General features: G+C 43.7%; 30 protein-coding genes. 1 reads left to right on the plus strand and 29 read right to left on the minus strand.

Annotation, left to right across the window (positions count from 1 at the left end):
- Window positions 1–3: 3 nt before the first annotated feature.
- From CP947_RS02950 to CP947_RS10370, 23 genes are all read right to left on the minus strand, one after another.
- Window positions 4–465 carry a 50S ribosomal protein L30 gene (locus tag CP947_RS02950; protein ID WP_096711748.1) on the minus strand — a complete coding sequence of 154 codons (462 nt, stop codon included), beginning with the start codon at window positions 463–465 and terminating at the stop codon, window positions 4–6.
- A 2-nt stretch (window positions 466–467) separates the two neighbouring features.
- A complete protein-coding gene (locus tag CP947_RS02955) occupies window positions 468–1,103 on the minus strand; it encodes a 30S ribosomal protein S5 (RefSeq protein ID WP_096711749.1) in 636 nt (211 codons plus the stop codon).
- A 9-nt stretch (window positions 1,104–1,112) separates the two neighbouring features.
- Window positions 1,113–1,634, minus strand: a complete 522-nt coding sequence (locus CP947_RS02960; protein ID WP_072561679.1) for a 50S ribosomal protein L18 — start codon at window positions 1,632–1,634, stop codon at window positions 1,113–1,115.
- Window positions 1,635–1,680: 46 nt separating this feature from the next.
- Window positions 1,681–2,127 carry a 50S ribosomal protein L19e gene (locus tag CP947_RS02965; RefSeq protein WP_096711750.1) on the minus strand — a complete coding sequence of 149 codons (447 nt, stop codon included), beginning with the start codon at window positions 2,125–2,127 and terminating at the stop codon, window positions 1,681–1,683.
- Between the two features lies 1 nt (window position 2,128).
- A complete protein-coding gene (locus tag CP947_RS02970; RefSeq protein ID WP_096711751.1) occupies window positions 2,129–2,554 on the minus strand; it encodes a 50S ribosomal protein L32e in 426 nt (141 codons plus the stop codon).
- Window positions 2,555–2,568: 14 nt separating this feature from the next.
- Window positions 2,569–3,099, minus strand: a complete 531-nt coding sequence (locus tag CP947_RS02975) for a 50S ribosomal protein L6 (protein ID WP_096711752.1) — start codon at window positions 3,097–3,099, stop codon at window positions 2,569–2,571.
- Between the two features lie 18 nt (window positions 3,100–3,117).
- Window positions 3,118–3,510 (minus strand): 30S ribosomal protein S8, encoded by a 393-nt coding sequence (locus tag CP947_RS02980; protein WP_013037792.1) that lies wholly within the window; start codon window positions 3,508–3,510, stop codon window positions 3,118–3,120.
- An 11-nt stretch (window positions 3,511–3,521) separates the two neighbouring features.
- Window positions 3,522–3,674 carry a 30S ribosomal protein S14 gene (locus CP947_RS02985; protein ID WP_013037793.1) on the minus strand — a complete coding sequence of 51 codons (153 nt, stop codon included), beginning with the start codon at window positions 3,672–3,674 and terminating at the stop codon, window positions 3,522–3,524.
- Complete coding sequence (locus CP947_RS02990; protein ID WP_096711920.1) at window positions 3,674–4,171, minus strand: 50S ribosomal protein L5; 498 nt, start codon at window positions 4,169–4,171, stop codon at window positions 3,674–3,676. The genes CP947_RS02985 and CP947_RS02990 overlap by 1 nt, the downstream gene beginning before the upstream one ends.
- A 4-nt stretch (window positions 4,172–4,175) precedes the next feature.
- Window positions 4,176–4,886 (minus strand): 30S ribosomal protein S4e, encoded by a 711-nt coding sequence (locus CP947_RS02995; protein WP_096711753.1) that lies wholly within the window; start codon window positions 4,884–4,886, stop codon window positions 4,176–4,178.
- A 4-nt stretch (window positions 4,887–4,890) separates the two neighbouring features.
- Window positions 4,891–5,244, minus strand: a complete 354-nt coding sequence (rplX, locus tag CP947_RS03000; RefSeq protein WP_096711754.1) for a 50S ribosomal protein L24 — start codon at window positions 5,242–5,244, stop codon at window positions 4,891–4,893.
- Between the two features lie 10 nt (window positions 5,245–5,254).
- Window positions 5,255–5,653 (minus strand): 50S ribosomal protein L14, encoded by a 399-nt coding sequence (locus CP947_RS03005; RefSeq protein WP_096711755.1) that lies wholly within the window; start codon window positions 5,651–5,653, stop codon window positions 5,255–5,257.
- Window positions 5,650–5,979, minus strand: a complete 330-nt coding sequence (locus tag CP947_RS03010; RefSeq protein ID WP_096711756.1) for a 30S ribosomal protein S17 — start codon at window positions 5,977–5,979, stop codon at window positions 5,650–5,652. The genes CP947_RS03005 and CP947_RS03010 overlap by 4 nt, the downstream gene beginning before the upstream one ends.
- Before the next feature lie 5 nt (window positions 5,980–5,984).
- On the minus strand, window positions 5,985–6,293 hold the full coding sequence (rnp1, locus tag CP947_RS03015; RefSeq protein WP_096711757.1) for a ribonuclease P protein component 1: 309 nt from the start codon (window positions 6,291–6,293) through the stop codon (window positions 5,985–5,987).
- Between the two features lies 1 nt (window position 6,294).
- Window positions 6,295–6,498, minus strand: coding sequence for a 50S ribosomal protein L29 (rpmC, locus tag CP947_RS03020; RefSeq protein ID WP_072359995.1), 204 nt, complete (start codon window positions 6,496–6,498; stop codon window positions 6,295–6,297).
- Window positions 6,498–7,442: a 30S ribosomal protein S3 gene (locus tag CP947_RS03025; RefSeq protein WP_096711758.1), complete on the minus strand. Its 945-nt coding sequence runs from the start codon at window positions 7,440–7,442 to the stop codon at window positions 6,498–6,500. The genes rpmC and CP947_RS03025 overlap by 1 nt, the downstream gene beginning before the upstream one ends.
- A gap of 1 nt (window position 7,443) precedes the next feature.
- Window positions 7,444–7,899 (minus strand): 50S ribosomal protein L22, encoded by a 456-nt coding sequence (locus CP947_RS03030; protein WP_072359999.1) that lies wholly within the window; start codon window positions 7,897–7,899, stop codon window positions 7,444–7,446.
- An 11-nt stretch (window positions 7,900–7,910) separates the two neighbouring features.
- Window positions 7,911–8,324, minus strand: a complete 414-nt coding sequence (locus tag CP947_RS03035; RefSeq protein ID WP_096711759.1) for a 30S ribosomal protein S19 — start codon at window positions 8,322–8,324, stop codon at window positions 7,911–7,913.
- A 13-nt stretch (window positions 8,325–8,337) separates the two neighbouring features.
- Entirely contained in the window at window positions 8,338–9,051 is a 714-nt protein-coding gene (locus CP947_RS03040; RefSeq protein ID WP_096711760.1) for a 50S ribosomal protein L2, read from the minus strand.
- Window positions 9,052–9,062: 11 nt separating this feature from the next.
- Window positions 9,063–9,311 carry a 50S ribosomal protein L23 gene (locus CP947_RS03045; RefSeq protein WP_096711761.1) on the minus strand — a complete coding sequence of 83 codons (249 nt, stop codon included), beginning with the start codon at window positions 9,309–9,311 and terminating at the stop codon, window positions 9,063–9,065.
- Window positions 9,308–10,069 (minus strand): 50S ribosomal protein L4, encoded by a 762-nt coding sequence (gene rpl4p, locus CP947_RS03050; RefSeq protein ID WP_096711762.1) that lies wholly within the window; start codon window positions 10,067–10,069, stop codon window positions 9,308–9,310. Before rpl4p ends, CP947_RS03045 begins: the two co-directional genes overlap by 4 nt.
- Before the next feature lie 5 nt (window positions 10,070–10,074).
- The gene (rpl3p, locus tag CP947_RS03055; RefSeq protein WP_096711763.1) at window positions 10,075–11,088 is read right to left on the minus strand and encodes a 50S ribosomal protein L3; all 1,014 of its coding nucleotides are present in this window, start codon (window positions 11,086–11,088) and stop codon (window positions 10,075–10,077) included.
- An 89-nt stretch (window positions 11,089–11,177) separates the two neighbouring features.
- On the minus strand, window positions 11,178–11,369 hold the full coding sequence (locus tag CP947_RS10370) for a hypothetical protein (protein ID WP_143745131.1): 192 nt from the start codon (window positions 11,367–11,369) through the stop codon (window positions 11,178–11,180).
- 122 nt (window positions 11,370–11,491) lie between these two features.
- Here CP947_RS10370 and CP947_RS03060 point away from each other — a divergent pair, with 122 nt between their 5' ends.
- Window positions 11,492–12,517, plus strand: coding sequence for a methyltransferase domain-containing protein (locus CP947_RS03060; RefSeq protein ID WP_096711921.1), 1,026 nt, complete (start codon window positions 11,492–11,494; stop codon window positions 12,515–12,517).
- Here the strand turns inward: CP947_RS03060 and CP947_RS03065 are convergent.
- The 6 genes from CP947_RS03065 to pyrF all read right to left on the minus strand — a co-directional run bounded on the left by CP947_RS03065 (window position 12,514) and on the right by pyrF (window position 17,261).
- Window positions 12,514–12,885, minus strand: coding sequence for a response regulator transcription factor (locus CP947_RS03065; protein WP_096711764.1), 372 nt, complete (start codon window positions 12,883–12,885; stop codon window positions 12,514–12,516). The genes CP947_RS03060 and CP947_RS03065 overlap by 4 nt on opposite strands.
- A gap of 32 nt (window positions 12,886–12,917) precedes the next feature.
- Window positions 12,918–13,451: an Hsp20/alpha crystallin family protein gene (locus CP947_RS03070; RefSeq protein WP_096711922.1), complete on the minus strand. Its 534-nt coding sequence runs from the start codon at window positions 13,449–13,451 to the stop codon at window positions 12,918–12,920.
- 184 nt (window positions 13,452–13,635) lie between these two features.
- On the minus strand, window positions 13,636–14,415 hold the full coding sequence (locus tag CP947_RS03075; RefSeq protein ID WP_164909017.1) for a helix-turn-helix transcriptional regulator: 780 nt from the start codon (window positions 14,413–14,415) through the stop codon (window positions 13,636–13,638).
- 22 nt (window positions 14,416–14,437) lie between these two features.
- Entirely contained in the window at window positions 14,438–15,325 is an 888-nt protein-coding gene (locus CP947_RS03080) for an HD domain-containing protein (RefSeq protein ID WP_096711766.1), read from the minus strand.
- A 39-nt stretch (window positions 15,326–15,364) separates the two neighbouring features.
- The gene (locus tag CP947_RS03085) at window positions 15,365–16,501 is read right to left on the minus strand and encodes an adenosylcobinamide amidohydrolase (protein WP_096711767.1); all 1,137 of its coding nucleotides are present in this window, start codon (window positions 16,499–16,501) and stop codon (window positions 15,365–15,367) included.
- Between the two features lie 112 nt (window positions 16,502–16,613).
- Window positions 16,614–17,261 carry an orotidine-5'-phosphate decarboxylase gene (gene pyrF, locus CP947_RS03090; RefSeq protein WP_096711768.1) on the minus strand — a complete coding sequence of 216 codons (648 nt, stop codon included), beginning with the start codon at window positions 17,259–17,261 and terminating at the stop codon, window positions 16,614–16,616.
- Window positions 17,262–17,284: the final 23 nt, after the last annotated feature.

A 17,284-nucleotide genomic window follows, 5' to 3' on the forward strand; every position in this document is an offset into this window, starting at 1 on the left:
ATTTCACCTCATCTTGTTGAGAAGAACATTGATGTTTCCATCATGGTTACCAAGTACCCCACCCTTCTGAGTAGGTCTCTTGATACCTGAATGACCTTTCCTTGGAGGATGCAACCTGAATACGGGTTTCAGACCTGGAACTGCGGAAAAACTGGCTTTGCCTTCAAAAACGGCTTCTGCAAAAGAAGCAATCGAATCAAAATCTGTATTTTCAGCAATGTATTCATCGGTAAGGGAAATCCCACCTTCAATTTTACCACGATTGGCAAGAATCTGGGCAAGGGTCTCCGCGTCAATCTTACCATAAGCCACGTAGTCCTTCACTTTTTGGATCATACCACTGTTATTGGGTGTCTCATCGAGTATCACACAGTGATTTATACGATTCAGACGAAGCATAGTTAATGTATCAGCAATTGTTTTCCTGACATTAACATTTCCACGCATTCTTATAACCGCATACATTTTCAGGCCTCCTTACATTCCGTTTTGAGAGGTTCCCTAATTGTACCGGTATGCTTGAGAGCATTGTAAGTTGCTTTGGCAAAATTGAGGGTAGTTCTGGTCTGACCTTCGGTCCTTGTCCAGACATCCTTGATACCAGCCTTTTCAAGCACTTTCCTTGCAGTGTCCCCTGCAGCAAGACCAAGACCCCTGGGAGCTGGTTTGAGTTCTACATTAACACTGCCTGCTTTGCCACGCACCTCGGAAGGAACAGTATGTGGAAGTCCACAACCACATTCCCAGGAACCACAGCCACGTTTTACACGAGTAATGTTCATCTTGGCATTGCGAATTGCCTTGCGGATAGCAGGTCCAACCTGTCCGTCTTTGGCCTGACCAAGACCCACATACCCGTCACCATTTCCTACAATAACTGTTGCCCTGAACTTGACACGTCTTCCAGAGTCAGTCATCCTCTGGACCATATTAATATCAAGTACTTCATCTTCAAGACCGGGTAACAGTATATCCACAATATTAGATTCCCTGATTGGCAAACCTGACTCAATAGCTTCATCCATGGAAGTTATCTGTCCTTCAGCTACCAGACTGCCAAGTCTTGTGAGGGGAACCCAATCTTCTTCATATTGATATGCCATATAACCACCTTAATTGAAATCCGAAAGGATCTTTTCTTTTGTCGCCTCGAAAACCTCTGGCAGATTTGATCCTTCAAGATATTCTGCCACATGTTCTCCACTTATGCGTTCATCTGATGGGAATACAGCAGGATTGTGCGGGATATCCATTCCGGAATCCACTACACCTTTAAGAGCTGCATAGACTTTACAACCGGCAGAGGGAGATTGTAATCCAATATCCAGAACACCTGTTTCATAGCCTTCAGCAAGCGCTTTATTTCCAAAAAGCAAGCCTGTAAGATAAGCCGCGGTGGTGTTGCTGGTAGATCCCTCATAACCGTATTTGCCCAATTCGCCTGAAATTGCGGAGACAAGAGTTTCGTCTCCTTCATTATTTGGAATTACCAGCTGTATCCTGACATTCCTAATACTTTTCCTAACAACAAGACGATTTTCTTTTGAAAGGAGCAGTCTCAGACGTTGGTGATAATCAGTACGCCCTTCCCTTCGTCTTCTGAAAGGAACTTTATAACGGGGGCCTGTTGCCATGATTTATCCTCCAACATATAATATGTAAATTCATTTTAATCAATACTCATTCATCTTTTCCGATATCGAGGTGAGCTTCAAGATGAGCAACACTTCTGTATTCCCCACCTTTGGCTTTCCTGTAAACCTTACAATAGGTGGATCTGTCGAGTGTACCATCATCACGAAGTTCTTTGAGCCTGCGACGAAGTGCACGGATCTTTTTCATCCATTGCTCTTTACTAGGGTTTCTTGCACCTTTCTTACCTTTCCTGGACCCATGACCCTTTCTATGGCCATATTTCCTCTTGGCATCCCTTGCACGAGCCCTGCCACGACTTACACCTTTTACCGGTACAGACTTAATATTACCACTTTCAACAAGTTCACGAATATCTTCCCTTGTGATCGCAGCAGCGATATCCTCCGATGCTTCGGGGTCAAGCCAGACACGGTTCAGTCCGCATCCTAAGACTTTAGATGCAATCCTGCGCTGGTTGGTGAGATCTGTCATCTCACTGACCTCCTTTGCGATTGAATATCTTTATACCCATTTCATCCGCTTTGGATTCAATAAGAGCTCTTTTCCTGCCGCCGACTTTACCAGATATACGGATTGCCTGTATGGAGGCATCGATATCATCCACATCAGCCGGATTGTGCACGAGCACCTCTACAAAGCCGGATGGATGTAATCCCTTTACTGTTCTGGGACTTCCATAACCTGCCTGTGCAATAGCACCCTTGGCAACATAATGTCTACGCAGTTTGCCTTGTAAACCTCTGGGACGTCTCCAGTTGGAATCAAGACGCTTGAATTTGTGGGAACCCGCTCTTTTGAAAGTGGGTTTTTTACTTTTCTGGATTCTGCGTACCTTGAAAAGCCTTTTATATTCGGCATCTTCGAAAAGCCCACATTTTAAATCAGTATTCTCTTCCATTAAGACCACCTATCTCAATTCTTCTCAATAAGATATAATCCGTCCTGGAATACACGGGGATCAAAAGCTTTGATGCGGGTAATCTGTTCCATATTGGAAGCAGTTTGTCCTACATCTTCCCTGTTGATACCAGTAATTGTCACTTCATCAGAGCTGGTTTTGACATTGGTTTCACCAATTATCCTGGAAACCCTTGCTCTTTTCTCACCAAGGAAATTATTGATAAGCAATTTATCTCCTTCCACTTTAAGCTGCATTGGAAAGTGAGAGTAAACGACTTTCATCTTATACTCAAAACCATTGACAACACCATCCATAAGATTGCTGATGTGAGATGCAAAAGTTCCAACCATTGCTTTTTGCCTTTTCCTTACGGACTGACAATCCACAGTTACTTCAGATTCATCAACGGTAATAGTGATCCCGGGATACCAGAGACGCTTTGTATTGGTTCCTTTTTCTCCTGAAGCTGTGAATACCTTATTTTCATAAGAAACTGTCACACCTTCAGGGATTGGGATTGCCTTTTTCGTTTCATTAACCATATCAACTTCCCCTTCTCATCAGTAGACAAACGAAAGGAGCTGGCCTCCGACATTCTGCTCACGTGCCTGGTACTGGGAGATTACCCCAGCTGGAGTCGTGAGAATTAATGTACCGAAGTTTCTTGCAGGAAGGAATTGCTTTTCCCATTTTTCGAGGTTGTCAGCACCTACTGAATGTCTGGGTTTAATAGCACCACATTTGTTTATCCTTCCGGCAAGTTCAACCTTATAGAGACCAGCTTTGCCGTCATCTTCAAACTCAAATTCACCGATATATCCGGACTCTTTCATTACTTTCAGGACGTTGCCAATCAGTTTTGATGCAGGTTTGACGGTACATTCCTGTTTACCTACGGATTCTGCATTCTTAATTACCGACAGAGCATCTGCAAGAGGATCTAATAATACCATAATCAATCACCTCATGTATATTTTTCAAAACCCATTTCATGGGCTACTTCCCTGAAACAATGCCTGCAAAGGTAGATGCCGTATTTACGGATCAATCCCTGCTTACGACCACATCTTCTGCACTCGCTGGCACCACGTCCAAAACTTTTCTTGGTTTGTACCATTATACGACCTCCACCGCATATTTCTCCTTGAAGAATGAAATTGAATCATCCTTTGTTATTTTATGTGAACTGGAGATTTTGTGTTTAGAAGCACGCCTTTTCTTGACCCTGTAACCCGGACGGTTTACTATGACATTTATGTCCATTCCAAAGATACCGATATTCGGATCGTATCTCATTCCAGGGAAATCAGTGTGCTCCTCGATTCCGAAAGCCACGTTTCCATCATTATCAAACTGGGAAGCAGAAAGTTTTTTTTCAATAATGTTAATCGACGTTGAAAGAAAATCTTCTGCATTCTTTCCCCTGAGGGTTACTTTACATCCTATTGGTTCATGCTTTTTGATACCAAAGGAAGGCATGGTTCTTCTGGAATAACATCTGACAACTCCCTGTCCGGTAATAGTTGACAATATTCCTTCTGCATCCACAAGATGCTGACCACTCTCTCCTACACCCATATGGACAACTACTTTGTCAACTCTGGGATCTTTCATGGGATTAGTCAATCAGCTCACCACCCATTGTAATTTCAGGTTCGTTTTCGCCAATTACAAAAACATAATCCTCAATTGTTTCAAAATCGGTTTCTCCTGAAATGGAAACCGTATTCTTCTTGGAACTGAGAACGGTGTTTATCTCGGCGATCTTCCCGACCTCTCCGGTGTGGCTACCGCCTACAATAAGGGCAAGATTACCTTCTTTGTATTCGATGTGCTTGAGGATCTCTTTATCAGGAATGGACATCACTACAGAATCCTTCCTGTTGTAATCGTTTGATCCGAGCACATTGGACCCGTCGTCCAGATTAAGCTGTAACTTGCCACCTTTTATGCAGGTCTTTCCGTCGATCCTGCAAAGTTTCTTATCCTCAACACCTTCCATTTTCTGGAGGGAAAGCCTTCCCATTCTGTCAAGCAAAACCCTGTATGAAGTGTTATCGGAAGGTATGGTAATAATATCCATTATCCCTACGGGGAAACGAACATCTTTCCGTACTACACCGTCAACCAGAACTTTCCCTTCGGAAAGGACTCTTTTTGCCTCTGCCCTGTTATCCACTATGCCAAGCATATCACGCAGCACTACGGCAAGAGGTACGCTCTGGTCTTTGCTGTGAGGGCCTGGCCTGGTAGAGGTTATCCATTTCCTAGATTTCTTGGATATCTGCCAGCTCTTCGGGACAGATATTCTCTTTTGATGTTTGCCCACACTATCACCTGCTCTTTAGTAATCTTGATTCTCTCTGCTTATCTTTCAAATCCAGTGATGTAATCATTACATTTGACGGATAAAGCGGCCTGGGCACTTCAGTCCCATCTGCCTTGGTGACGTAGATGCCCTCAATCACAATCATTCCACTTTTTAAAGAAGCACCTTCTACCAATCCTTTTGTTCCTGCATGGTCACCACGCATTACCTGTACAGTATCGCCTACCGCTACAGTTGTGTTGCGTCCATACTTGGAACGCAGGTCCTGGGAAAGAGGAGCCTTCATGTATTTTTGTTTGACGTGAAGAGGGGCAGTGCCACGTGCCTTTCTCTGTTTTCTTGGCTGTTTTGACACCATATTGATTACCTCACACAATCATTGATGCTGTAGTCCCTATCTTGGGGAAACGTTCTGCAACTTCCCTGGCAATGGGACCCTTAATATCTGTTCCTTTGGGGAAACCGGTGGGATCTGTAATTACCACTGCGTTATCCTCAAAACTAACCCGGGTTCCATCCGGTCTGCGAAATTCTTTTTTCTGCCTGACAACCACTGCGTGGAGGATCTGCCGTCTCATTTCAGGAGTTCCTTTCTTGACTGAGACGACACACATGTCGCCCAGACCTGCTTTTGGCTGACGGTTTTTCACACCACGGTATTTCTTGACAGAAATAATTTCCACGGTCCTTGCACCAGTATTGTCGACACATTCAATACGTGCACCGGCATTAAGGCATTTGGGGACACTGGAACGCATTCCTTTCATACCTGTGCCTCCGCCTTAACAACTACGTAAGCTTTCGTCTTGCTCAGTGGACGACATTCTGCTATTGTTACAATGTCCCCTTCCTTTGCATCAATGCAAGGAGGGTTGTGAGCATGTATCTTTGACTGACGTTTCTCGTACCGCTGGTACTTATTGATGAATTTATCATATTTTCGCTGGATTACAACTGTCCTATCCATACTGTCACTGACTACCTTTCCAGACAACACCTGCCCCCTTACGGGAAGTTTGCCATGGAAAGGACAATTTACATCGTCACATTCTTCGGAAGGTTCAGGAACATCCAATCCAATGTTTCGTGCCATGATTATTACCTCATGCGTAATTTCCTGATATTCTTGGTCCTGTTTTCGGGTTGTGAGAGCAAGAGGGTGCCCCCGACTTCTACTGATGTGGCCGGAGGACATCCAGAACCAACTGGGAGATGAAACACAAATGTGGAACCTTTTTTTGGTACTTGTTTTTCGTACATATCCTCGACCTCGATTACCAACATGCTCCGTGTCTCATCAACTACTTTTCCATTAATGCCTGCAAGATATTGATTGGTAGAACCAACCACCTCAACCATCAATCCTATCAATTCGTGATAGATCAGGTTTTGGGGGGATATATCCAATTTATATCTCCTTCATTTCCCTCTGGATGGTTTTTATTCTCGCAATCGTCCTTCTGAGTTCCTTTATACGACCGGGATTTTCAGGCGCACCACCTGCAGAGGAAAGAGCACGTTCCTTGATAAGCTCGTTCATGAGTTTTTCAAGTTCATCTACTTTTTCATTGGGAGACATATCCCTGATTTCCTTTACACGAAGGATTGCCATCAGTTATCCCCCCTGTGAACACGTGCCATGGGATGCCAGTAATCATGTCCTTCATGCTTGTGCTGCCATACACCTTCAACAAGCCGGCGCTGCTCACCTGGAAGTTGTTCGTCTTCAGGTTCCGAAACATTTTCTTCAGAGCCTTCAGTGGATTCAACTTCTTCGGATTCTGCTTTAACTTCCGGTTCTGCCTCAGGTACTTCTTCAGTAACTTTTGCTTCTGTTGCTTCTTCTGTGGATTCAACATCCTCAGCTTCTGCAACTTCACCGGTTGCTTCTGCTTCCACAAGTTCTTCAACGCCAGCACTTTCAGCTTCTTCAGGAGCAACTTCTGCAACTGCCTCTTCCACAATCTCTTTAAGGTGGTAGGAATCTGGCAATACAGCACCCGGATGGATAATTCTCACTTTACAGCCAATTGTACCGAGTTTTTTAACGGCTACTGCGAACCCTTCGTCCACAATATCATCAACAGGTTTTCCTGCGTGTTTGATATAGCCATTTACCATTTTCTCGACTCTTGACCTTGCACCGGTAACCTTTCCGGAGAGGATTATTTCACAACCAAGGGCACCGGAATTCATAATGGCACGCATTGCATTGTGACCTGCTTTCCTGAAATACCAGCCACGTTCAATGGAAGAAGCAAGCCTTGTTGCCATCATCTGGGCATTCAGTTCTGGCCTCTTTACTTCCTGTGCATCAATTTGAGGGTTATCAAGATTATAAAGGCGCCCGACGTCTCTTGTGAGCCGGCGGATGACCTTTCCGGCCTTCCCTATAACCATACCGGGTTTTTCGGAATAAACAACAATCTGTGTCCCCATAGGAGTTCGATTGATCTCCATGCCACCATAACCGGCTCGACTCAGCTGGTTTGCGAAATATTCGTCAAGCGAGGCTTTCACATAGCCGTCCTCAACAAATTTCTTCTCTACTGCCATTTTAGCGCACCTCGCTCAGAATAATTTCGATATTTACGGTTTCCGTATTCTTGGGGGTAGCCCTTCCACGAGCCCTGGGGCGCATTCCATGGATAACCCTACCTTTCTTTGTAGAAACATGGTTTATGTACATTTGAGAAGGATCAAGACCCTTGTATTCCGCATTGCTCTCAGCATTCTCTAAAAGTTTGAGAACTTCTGCAGCCACTTTTACAGGATAACGACCTGCCGCCATTGGACCTTTCTTGTGCCCCAGACTGTCATTGTGCCTCCTGAATGGTACAGCCCTTTTGAAATCAATTACCTCTCCAAGATAATTCTTTGCAGATGTAGTACGCATTCCTTTAAGCTCGCGACAGAGTTCGCGTGATTTCTTGGGAGAGATATGTAGCTCTGAACCCATAGCTCTGGCACTTGTTGCTGGCTCAAGTTCCGTTGAATAATCAATTCTTGCCATTAACAATCACCTTACTTAAGTGGTACGAATTTACTGGAACGGGTTGCACCAACACCAGCGCTTCCGTGGGAAACTCTGCCTCTTGTCTGTGCGAATTCTCCAAACCTGTGACCTACCATCTCAGGCTGTACATCTACACTTACGAATTCTTTACCGTTGTAAACTGCAATTTGCTTACCTACCATTTCAGGGAAAATTATCATTGACCTGTGGTGGGTTCGCACACTATCCTTTCCAGCCCTGTATTTCTCCAGGACTTTTTTATGCCCATCGGGAAGCCCACGGTGAATGGTCCTCCTTTCCCTTGCGGGAAGAAGTTCGGCGAATTGCTCAATACTCAATTCCTTGAGCTCATCCACAGATTTGCCCCGATAGGTATATTCTCCTTTCCTCTTTGGTAACCTTGATGAAGATTTTTTAGCCATATATACACCTCATTTAACGCTTTCCGGTCCTCCGGGCTGCAATCTGTCCTACCTTCCTGCCAGGCGGGGCGTTCCTGCCTACGGTAGTTGGTTTGCCGGGATGTTGCCTGTTACCTCCACCGAATGGGTGGTCAATAACATTCATTGCAATACCGGAAACTCTCGGATACTTGGCTGCCCTGGATCTCAACTTATGATACTTCTTACCGGCCTTCAGGAATGGTTTCTCGGCACGTCCGCCACCAGCAACAACCCCAATAGAGGCCCTGCATTTTGGATTCAGCCATTTCATTTCACCTGAAGGAAGCTGGACAACTGTCCTATTCCTTTCATGACCCACAAGGGTAGCATAGGCACCGGATGAACGAGCAAAAGCTCCACCATCGTTTGGTTTGGATTCTATGTTGCAGAGAGGTACGCCTTCCGGGATCTCAGCCAGCGGGAGGATGTTACCCTGTTTGATCTCTGCAGAGATACCGCATTCAATGCGATCTCCTACACCGATACTTTCCGGAACGAGAATTAAACGCTCTTCGCCACTTTCAAAGGAAACCCTTGCGATAGGCGCGGATCTTGCTGGATCATGGACAATTTCCACCACATCGGCAAAAATTGTGCTGCCTTCTTCAACTGAAGGATGTTTAAGAGCAGCTTTATAGCGATGTGAAGGTGCCCTATATGTAGGTGTTCCACGACCCCTGTTCTGTGATATAATTCGTCTTGCCATAAATCAACACCTCACATCAAACCAATACGTGTAGCAATCTCATGTGCTGCATCTACTTCATCAAATGTGACAAGAGCCTTTTTTTCTCCCTTCATTGTTGTCGTTGTGCAAACGGACTTTACGGGAAAACCGTAGATCTTTGTCACATCTTCCTTGATCTGGCTCTTGTTGGCACGGGTATCGACAACAAACTGAAGTTTGTTATCCTCCATATGCGTCATAGCTTTTTCGGTGATGAACGGGTACTTAATAGCGTTCATATGAACATGTCCTCCAGACTGGATATTGCGGATTCTGTCCATACCGTCAGTCGTCCTGCCTTTGCACCGGGTGCAAGTAATTCAGTATAAAGTGAATCTACTGTTGTAACATCCACACCTGGCAGATTACGTGCCGAGCGGAATATTGGACTTTCTGAACCGGCAACGATCAGAACACTTTTCTTATGTTTGTATTTCCTTCCTCTCATCTTACCCTTACCGGCCCTGATGGAACGGCTGTCTTTGGCACGCAGGACATCATCATAAGCACCTGCTGCTTCGAGGAATTTAATAACTTCTGCTGTTTTCTCAACATCCTGCAGGGCATCTTCTGCTACAAGAGGCAGGGTAGCGTCACATACATGACCTCGTCCTTTCACGAGTTCTGCATTAATTGTAGCTGCTATTGCAGAGCGAACTGCAAGACGTTTCTCTTTTTTGTTAACCTTCTCTGTCCTGTCAGCTTCAGGTTTTGGTGGATGGGTACGCCTTCCGCCTACTGCCTGGGGAACTCTTGCAACCCGACTTCCGTTGACAAGCCTTGGAATCTGAGCAACCCCTCTCCCGGATCCCCAGGAGACTGCAGAAGTTTCCATTCCGGCATACATCTTGGGACCATAGGGCTGATACCTTTTAGACTGGGAAGAAAGCACGGTCCTTTTGATAAGGTCCGGCCTGTAAATCTCTTCGAAAACGTCGGGTAAGGTTATTTCACCTTTGGAATTACCTGAAATATCAAGAATATTTGCTGTGACCATCTATCTCACCCCTGCCGGGACTGTGTGTTTATATGCATAAGCTGGGGCTCTCCCACAGCAGATGTCTTTGGCCTGGTTGGTTCCCTGAGTCTGATAAGCCTCTTGGAAGGACCTGGGACAGTACCCTTTACAAGGATATAATCTCCGCCAACAAGGCCGTAGTTCACAAAGCCTCCTGCAGGATTTACTTCATCCACATCAGAAGATACTTTCAGGATACGCTTGTTATACTCGGTACGCTGATGGTAACCGGCCTGGCCCATTTGTGGAACTCTCCAGCTTACATGTGGTGGATTCCATGGCCCAAGAGTACCTACCTGACGCAGACTGCTCTGACGAGAGTGTTTGTTCTTTGCCAGCTGGATACCCCATCTTTTCACAGGTCCCTCAGTACCGTAGCCCCTTGTGATAGCGGCTACATCGATGATATTACCTTCCGAGAAGATATCAGAGATTCCAACCTTGCTGCCAAGTATGTACTTTGCATACTCAAACTTGGCTTTTACATCGGAACCGCTAATTGCAGTTTCCATAATATCCGCTTTCTTCTTGGGAATTCCACTTACTGAAGAGGGGATTGTATATGTGATCACACGAATCTCGGAAACTTTCCCTTCTTCCACAAAGGAAGCCATATTTTCAAGTGATTTTTCTGTATCGTAATTTTTGGGAGTTTTTATCCTGCGTCCAATGTCGCCATCCAGATTTGCTGACCATGCCTCTGAAATTGTTTTTTCTCCATAAGGAGTATCCTTATAGGCACGTATTGCTGCAATACCGATCTGCGGTGTTTCGATAACAGTAACAGGTACGGCAATTTCAGCGCCTTCAGTCAAACTGTTTTTGGCGTCGTCAATCATAATTACATGGGTCATTCCGACCTTGTAACCTGCAAATCCCTGCAATTTTGGCTCACCTTCAGCCTCAGGCCATGACCTGAACCTCGGGATGTGGCTCTTTGCTCTTTTGCGTGGACTGAACGCTAGAGAACCTCGCCTTGGTCTGTGTATTGTTGGCACTTGTATTCTCCTTGAGTTTTTTTATGTTCAATCGCTTACGCAGGTTGAATTAACAAAAAAGTGTGTTGGCTACCTATCAAGGTTTGAGCTCAACATGGATATTCTACGTTATGCGGATAGGAGCAGCAATACTGCAACATCATCACAAAAAGATTTACACATCTACCATCCACACATACACAACGCGCATGCATGGGGGCTTTCATTGAATTGGCCCACTGATGGTCTATGTTAAATCCTACATTTCCACACTTTTTGCCTACCTGCGAAGTATGTATCATCTACATACTATATTCTCAGCTTGGGCTGTATGATGTCATATTAGGTATATAAATGCTTTGGACCAAAAACAGTGATACAGGAAACAACACCTTTAAAAGCACCAATAAACCATTGGAATGCAATGAAAAACAAAGTCAAATTCACCAAACCGATAAGTTCTGATCATGATGGATTACGCTTTGCTACTCCCGAAATTGTAGCAAAGTACCGGGCCAGAAGACTTAAATGTGACGTTCTGGCGGATATAAGTTGTGGTATCGGCGGACAGACCATTTTCTTTGCAAAGGAGTGCAAAAAAGTCTATGCCATAGAAATCGACCCTGTAAAGATAGAACATGCCAAAAAGAACTGCCAGTTATATGGAGTGGACAATGTCGAATTTATCTGTGGTGACGCCCTTGGCCCCGAAATAATACATAAACTTCCTGAACTCGATGTCGTGTTTTCTGATCCTGCAAGGCCCCCTAAAGAGAAGAGGCGCCTACTTTCAAGCATTACACCATCCATAGAAGATATGATTAATGCTTATTCATCCCGGGCAAAAGGATTCGCCTTTGAAGTACCCCCCCAGCTGACTCCAGAAAGAATTCCCTTTGATTGTGAAATGGAATACCTGTCCCTTAATGGCAAAATCAATCGCCTTACACTATACTTCAACCATCTCAAAAAATGCAATCGATCCGCCATCACACTTCCTTCCGAAGAATCATTGTGTGGCAGCGGGACAGGAGAAATCCCTGAATCGGAAATAATTAAAAAATTTGCATATGAACCAGAACCATCTGTTGTGAAAGCAGAGCTGTTGCCCGAACTTGCAGAAAAAATGAGAAAGGGAGATAATAGGACATATTTGTTCCGAATTGATTCGAAAAGGGCATTAATGACATCTGATGAAAAATTGAAGTCCCCCTTGCTTAAAAATCAGTATGTTGTGCTGGCAGAGACAAAGGTATCTGTTGAAGATATCAATAGGAAACTCAAAGAATTAAATGCCAAAAATGCATTGATAAGAGGAAAAATCGACCCTGACAATTACTGGAATTTCCGTAACCGTATAGAAACCGGATTAAATGGCGATAAGACAATTCATCTCTATATTACTGACAATTCTGCGATTATCTGCCAACCCCTTGCTGGAAAAAATTAATCCAGAAGACTACAAACACGTTCTATGAGTTCATCATTGCCAAAAGGTTTGGTAATGTAATCCTCAGCTTTGAGAATATCCAATCCCATCATCCTGTCAAAATCATGGTTCCTGACAGTCAGAAGGACAACCGGCAAACCTTCATACTTTTCCTTAATCCGGTGGAAAGCTTCCCACCCATCCATACCAGGCATCATAACATCAAGAAGGACGAGGTCCGGCAGGGAAGATTCAAGCATCAAAAGACATTCTTCTCCACTGGAAGCACACGATGTGGACATACCATTCAATTCCAACAAATTTTGAAGAAGTTCACGCAAATGCGCTTCGTCATCCACTACAAGTACTTTCTTCCCAGAACAACTCATCCGGTGCACCTTCAAAATAAATTAATGTGAAGTTAATTGATTTTAATATCTACTTTCCCGGTTTCTTCCATAACAGAAAATATTATCTCGAGGACACCATTATTGAAAGTTGCTTTTGCACTATTGGGATCTACTTTTAGTGGCATTTCAAGAGTTTCTGAATATGTATAATGTTTGTTGGAAGCATCGATCTCCAGATACTGACCTGTTGCACAGACCGAAATATCATCCCTGGACATACCCGAAATTTCGGCGGTAACATACACTTTTCCATCCATTTCAAGAACATCTATCAGAGGTTTTTTCTCATCTATGGAGAGGGGGGCGTCTAAAGGATCAATTTCTTCTTCGAAATCATTATAATCAGAAGGTATGTTACCGAATTCCCTGATTTCAGGGTCCTCATTGGCACGCTGTGTAATAGAAAAACCATAAATGAAAGGTTCATCAGAGAATTCTTCTATACCTACTCCGAATCTCTGTAACATCTGTTCGATCATATCAGTAATATCACTGAATGAATCATCACTGCCAGACGGATTGTTTCCTTTCTTTTTATCTGCCATATTGACCCGTTCCATAAATAAATTCTTATCACTTAGAGATATTTGGCCATAAAGCCGCACCTGAACAAGGATCACTTATCCCTGCTTTTATCGGCAGAAAGTAAATCGGATTGCTGATATTCCACCATTATCATATAAATACTATTTCGTTTCATGTATTAATAATAAACGCAGGACCTAGTAATCATTCCTTCTCCTGTAAATCAAGGCAACAGTATTCGAACAGGTCATGCCCCCATCTTATAGCTTCCTCACTCGTACTGATCAGTTTATTGTGATCATATATTCCTTTCTTGTTAAAGAGGGACAACAGGAAAAACCCGTCCGCACAGACCATACTAACTACCGGCAAATCACCCTCGTAGATATATATACTGGTGTTATCCATTCCGAAAAAAACCTCGGCTTCTTCCTCATAATCCTCAACAATGCGTTCATAGACATCATTGGTCAAAATCAGGTTTACCCCCACACTTTTTTTAGCCAGTCCTACAAAATGCTTGACATAATAAGGATGGAAATAAGAAGTAATGGTTGTAACATGCTGACTTACAAGCAGATGGTCTATTAATTCCTGAGGCGGATCAAAGAGAGAATTGATATCCGGTTCAATGACCTCTGAATCACCCAGATCACCCAGCCTTTCCATGAATTTCATAGGAAGGGTGGAAATATCCCTGGAAAACCAGTATTCAGGATTCTTTTCAAGCATTCTGGTGAGTTTAAAAACCGGCAATATTTTCTGCACTACGATATTACCAAAAATAGACAATTCATATTCATCGTCTTTCTGCACAACGATATCATTATCCTTAAGAAGCTTTATCTGGGGGAGAACGCCCGTTGATGTAACATCAAGAGCCTCTTTGATAGCTGCCAGATTCCGGGGGCCATCTTTTAGATAGACAAGCAAGTTTTTCCGTTTTTCCGAGCGACATACAAGCTCGATTATAGATACACCCATATTAGTACCACAAAACAAAAAATCAAGCATCACTGAAAAACTGGTTGACACATTCTTTCAATTGTTTATACATTGGGCTATCGATAATACTATGAGGAGGGGATTCAAAGGACTGTAGCAATCGGTTATAATACCATTTATAAGATTCTTTTCCTACTACAAAATGATTCCATGTTATATTTCCATGAAATTTTTCCTCATCCCTCATATCCCTGATGCTGGCAAGTTTGCCGGCACAGAATAGGAGTTTGACATCCCTTCCAACACCATCAAGTGCCTTCAGGCAGGCTTCATTGCGCTCCTTCCACATATTTTCATCAACAGATAACAGGGAGGGATCATCTGTTTGGTCCAATTCAGATACTGCTCTTACAAAATTTACAACCGTCTCACCAAACTTATTCTCCACTTCAACCATATCTATTTTAGACTCTTTTTTGATCGAATGCAGCAGACCTGCAATTACAACTATATCAGGGGCACTGTTCTTTAAGAGGATGGATGCAACGTCCATTGGATGAGAGATATAGGGTGTCCTGGAACATCGTCTTGCTGTATCCCGATGTGCATTATAGGCAAACTCGAAAGCTTCAGGGATTGAAAGTACGAAATGTCCCGCTCGTGAGGAGGTCTCGTATTTCTCTTCCAGCTCCAGCAGATGAATCCGGAAGTTGGCTTTTCTGAGGTGTTCGTGTATGATGAGTTGCCCATTTTCATGAATCAATACTGACTGATAAGGTTCACTTTTCCATATACGCCTGGAAGGCACATCAGACCACTCGGCCATGTAGAAAAAGCGATCCGGCAATTCAGGAAGTTGTTCTCCTATTTCTGCGCTATGAACTATGACACCTGTTGGCTTTTTCTTAGAATCGGTACAATAAGTGGCTATATAATTTCTCAGATTCATGGTAAATCCCGTTTTTATATTAATATTATAGTAAAGGAATTAAACATTTCTTTTTACAATCCAGGAAGTAACTCTTACCCAGTTCTCAATTATTGATTCTTTCGGATCCAGCAAATAATCATAAGGAACATCTACACCCAAATTCAAAATATTGTGAAGTTGAACCATCTGGGAAAAAGATACTTTCTTTGCACTGTTTTCAGGGATCAAACCCCACCTCAATTCATCGACAAGATGGAGAATAGAAGAAATCAATGCAACCATAACAGGATTACGTGAAATGTTCCTGAGATTGTCATAAAATGGACCTTTTTTGTTTTCCCCTTCAAGGGATGTCGAAACTTTCCAGAAGTATTTTTCATCAATCCCAAACCTATCAAGCCTTACGAGCATATCCCTCTGGGAAACAGTTGATATACCTGATTGCTGATCCAGGGCCTTTAAAAGGACCTGGTTTACACATTTACAGATCAGTTCACCAAGTTTGGAATGAGGACCTGCGTCAGTCAACTGCAGAGAAGCAGAATCATTGGATACAATTGCCATCATATCAGTCCCGGTTCCGGTAGCCAATTCTTCAGAAAAACGACTTGGAATCATTAATTGACGCAGAACTGCTGATTTGGCTTCAGTAGCAGTCATCCAGGCCCTGGTAAGAGCATATGCTGGTAAATTTGCATCTATTAGAAGAATCATATTTATTGTCCCGCCAAGAGATTGCCATTTACCATTTTCCTGATAATAGGAAGCAGGGTCTGCAGGACTGCATGCATTTACTTCAACGCCCGCGGTTGCAATTGCTGTTACTTCAAGGCCACGGAAAGAGTGCGTGACAAAAGCAACATTCTCCATACTTGCAGCAGTTAGCAATGCAGCTGCATTTGATGCAGAATAGCCAAGTTGCTCCACTACATGGGAGAGATAGCCTTCAACACTTCCTTCTTCCAGCTCATTCTCACTTCCAACATGCCTTCCTATCCGCTGATTGATAAGGACATTGATATCATCACGGATACCCCCATTGAGCCAGGAATTGGAAATTATTCTCCTGTCTTTTGGCAGTGTAACTATAACGGAATCTGTGCCTGACCTGAAAACTTTTTCACCGGCAGATGTTTCAAGAAGAGGTTCACAGCCCCCATCCCGACAATTTACGGTCAACTCATTTTTGGTCATGCACCTTCTCCTGAATATAGATCAACACCGGACCTGAAGTAAAAAGTAAAAGCCTCAGAACTCATAGGGCTCATCACTATCTCAGAAGAGTATATCATCACTGGCTTTTTCCTTAGATACCAATCCCGGTAACAAGTTCCATGGCTGTTTCTTTGGGGTTTTCTGAATTATAAATACTTCGACCCACAATAATCCAGTTCGCACCTGATGCAATCACATCAGATGCTTTACCTCCCTGTGCACCTACACCGGGAGATATAATAGAAAGGCTATCACCTATTATAGAACGCAGGTGCTTTACCCTTTCTGGCCGGGTAGCCGGTGCGACAATACCTGTAGCACCGAATTCATACGCCATTGAAGCAATTTCATCGGCTATCGGCTGGAAATATTTCGCACCGCCCGGGTGGCTCATTTCAGAGACTACATAAATATCCCCATCATAAAGTCGGGCCACACCTATACAGGCTTTCAGGCTATCCTCACCTGTAAAACCATGCACGATTAGACCGCTGGCACCTGCCTTGAATACCTGCTCGCAGATAAGTTCATCCGTGTATGGAATGTCGGCAACCTTAAAATCAGCAATGACAGGAGCATAATCGGCAAGTCGGGAAATTACACTTAAACCTTCTGAGAGCACCAGCGGATAGCCCACCTTTATTGCATCCACACATTCAGCAACTTCGCTGGCAATCTTGACGGCGCGATCCATACGCGTAACATCCATTGCAATTATAAGGCCGGTATTCCTTTCCATGAAAATTAAACCTCTAGCAGTTT

Source organism: Methanohalophilus euhalobius, from assembly GCF_900215215.1.
Lineage (GTDB): Archaea > Halobacteriota > Methanosarcinia > Methanosarcinales > Methanosarcinaceae > Methanohalophilus > Methanohalophilus euhalobius.

What these genes read in the sequence shown, in the direction of transcription:
- CP947_RS02950 (WP_096711748.1), bottom strand. Translation starts at nt 465, where the DNA reads ATGTATGCGGTTATAAGAATGCGTGGAAATGTTAATGTCAGGAAAACA.
- CP947_RS02955 (WP_096711749.1), bottom strand. Translation starts at nt 1,103, where the DNA reads ATGGCATATCAATATGAAGAAGATTGGGTTCCCCTCACAAGACTTGGC.
- CP947_RS02960 (WP_072561679.1), bottom strand. Translation starts at nt 1,634, where the DNA reads ATGGCAACAGGCCCCCGTTATAAAGTTCCTTTCAGAAGACGAAGGGAA.
- CP947_RS02965 (WP_096711750.1), bottom strand. Translation starts at nt 2,127, where the DNA reads ATGACAGATCTCACCAACCAGCGCAGGATTGCATCTAAAGTCTTAGGA.
- CP947_RS02970 (WP_096711751.1), bottom strand. Translation starts at nt 2,554, where the DNA reads ATGGAAGAGAATACTGATTTAAAATGTGGGCTTTTCGAAGATGCCGAA.
- CP947_RS02975 (WP_096711752.1), bottom strand. Translation starts at nt 3,099, where the DNA reads ATGGTTAATGAAACGAAAAAGGCAATCCCAATCCCTGAAGGTGTGACA.
- CP947_RS02980 (WP_013037792.1), bottom strand. Translation starts at nt 3,510, where the DNA reads ATGGTATTATTAGATCCTCTTGCAGATGCTCTGTCGGTAATTAAGAAT.
- CP947_RS02985 (WP_013037793.1), bottom strand. Translation starts at nt 3,674, where the DNA reads ATGGTACAAACCAAGAAAAGTTTTGGACGTGGTGCCAGCGAGTGCAGA.
- CP947_RS02990 (WP_096711920.1), bottom strand. Translation starts at nt 4,171, where the DNA reads ATGAAAGATCCCAGAGTTGACAAAGTAGTTGTCCATATGGGTGTAGGA.
- rplX (WP_096711754.1), bottom strand. Translation starts at nt 5,244, where the DNA reads ATGGTGTCAAAACAGCCAAGAAAACAGAGAAAGGCACGTGGCACTGCC.
- CP947_RS03005 (WP_096711755.1), bottom strand. Translation starts at nt 5,653, where the DNA reads ATGAAAGGAATGCGTTCCAGTGTCCCCAAATGCCTTAATGCCGGTGCA.
- CP947_RS03010 (WP_096711756.1), bottom strand. Translation starts at nt 5,979, where the DNA reads ATGGCACGAAACATTGGATTGGATGTTCCTGAACCTTCCGAAGAATGT.
- rpmC (WP_072359995.1), bottom strand. Translation starts at nt 6,498, where the DNA reads ATGGCAATCCTTCGTGTAAAGGAAATCAGGGATATGTCTCCCAATGAA.
- CP947_RS03025 (WP_096711758.1), bottom strand. Translation starts at nt 7,442, where the DNA reads ATGGCAGTAGAGAAGAAATTTGTTGAGGACGGCTATGTGAAAGCCTCG.
- CP947_RS03030 (WP_072359999.1), bottom strand. Translation starts at nt 7,899, where the DNA reads ATGGCAAGAATTGATTATTCAACGGAACTTGAGCCAGCAACAAGTGCC.
- CP947_RS03035 (WP_096711759.1), bottom strand. Translation starts at nt 8,324, where the DNA reads ATGGCTAAAAAATCTTCATCAAGGTTACCAAAGAGGAAAGGAGAATAT.
- CP947_RS03040 (WP_096711760.1), bottom strand. Translation starts at nt 9,051, where the DNA reads ATGGCAAGACGAATTATATCACAGAACAGGGGTCGTGGAACACCTACA.
- CP947_RS03045 (WP_096711761.1), bottom strand. Translation starts at nt 9,311, where the DNA reads ATGAACGCTATTAAGTACCCGTTCATCACCGAAAAAGCTATGACGCAT.
- rpl4p (WP_096711762.1), bottom strand. Translation starts at nt 10,069, where the DNA reads ATGGTCACAGCAAATATTCTTGATATTTCAGGTAATTCCAAAGGTGAA.
- CP947_RS10370 (WP_143745131.1), bottom strand. Translation starts at nt 11,369, where the DNA reads ATGATACATACTTCGCAGGTAGGCAAAAAGTGTGGAAATGTAGGATTT.
- CP947_RS03060 (WP_096711921.1), top strand. Translation starts at nt 11,492, where the DNA reads ATGAAAAACAAAGTCAAATTCACCAAACCGATAAGTTCTGATCATGAT.
- CP947_RS03065 (WP_096711764.1), bottom strand. Translation starts at nt 12,885, where the DNA reads ATGAGTTGTTCTGGGAAGAAAGTACTTGTAGTGGATGACGAAGCGCAT.
- CP947_RS03070 (WP_096711922.1), bottom strand. Translation starts at nt 13,451, where the DNA reads ATGGCAGATAAAAAGAAAGGAAACAATCCGTCTGGCAGTGATGATTCA.
- CP947_RS03075 (WP_164909017.1), bottom strand. Translation starts at nt 14,415, where the DNA reads ATGGGTGTATCTATAATCGAGCTTGTATGTCGCTCGGAAAAACGGAAA.
- CP947_RS03080 (WP_096711766.1), bottom strand. Translation starts at nt 15,325, where the DNA reads ATGAATCTGAGAAATTATATAGCCACTTATTGTACCGATTCTAAGAAA.
- CP947_RS03085 (WP_096711767.1), bottom strand. Translation starts at nt 16,501, where the DNA reads ATGACCAAAAATGAGTTGACCGTAAATTGTCGGGATGGGGGCTGTGAA.
- pyrF (WP_096711768.1), bottom strand. Translation starts at nt 17,261, where the DNA reads ATGGAAAGGAATACCGGCCTTATAATTGCAATGGATGTTACGCGTATG.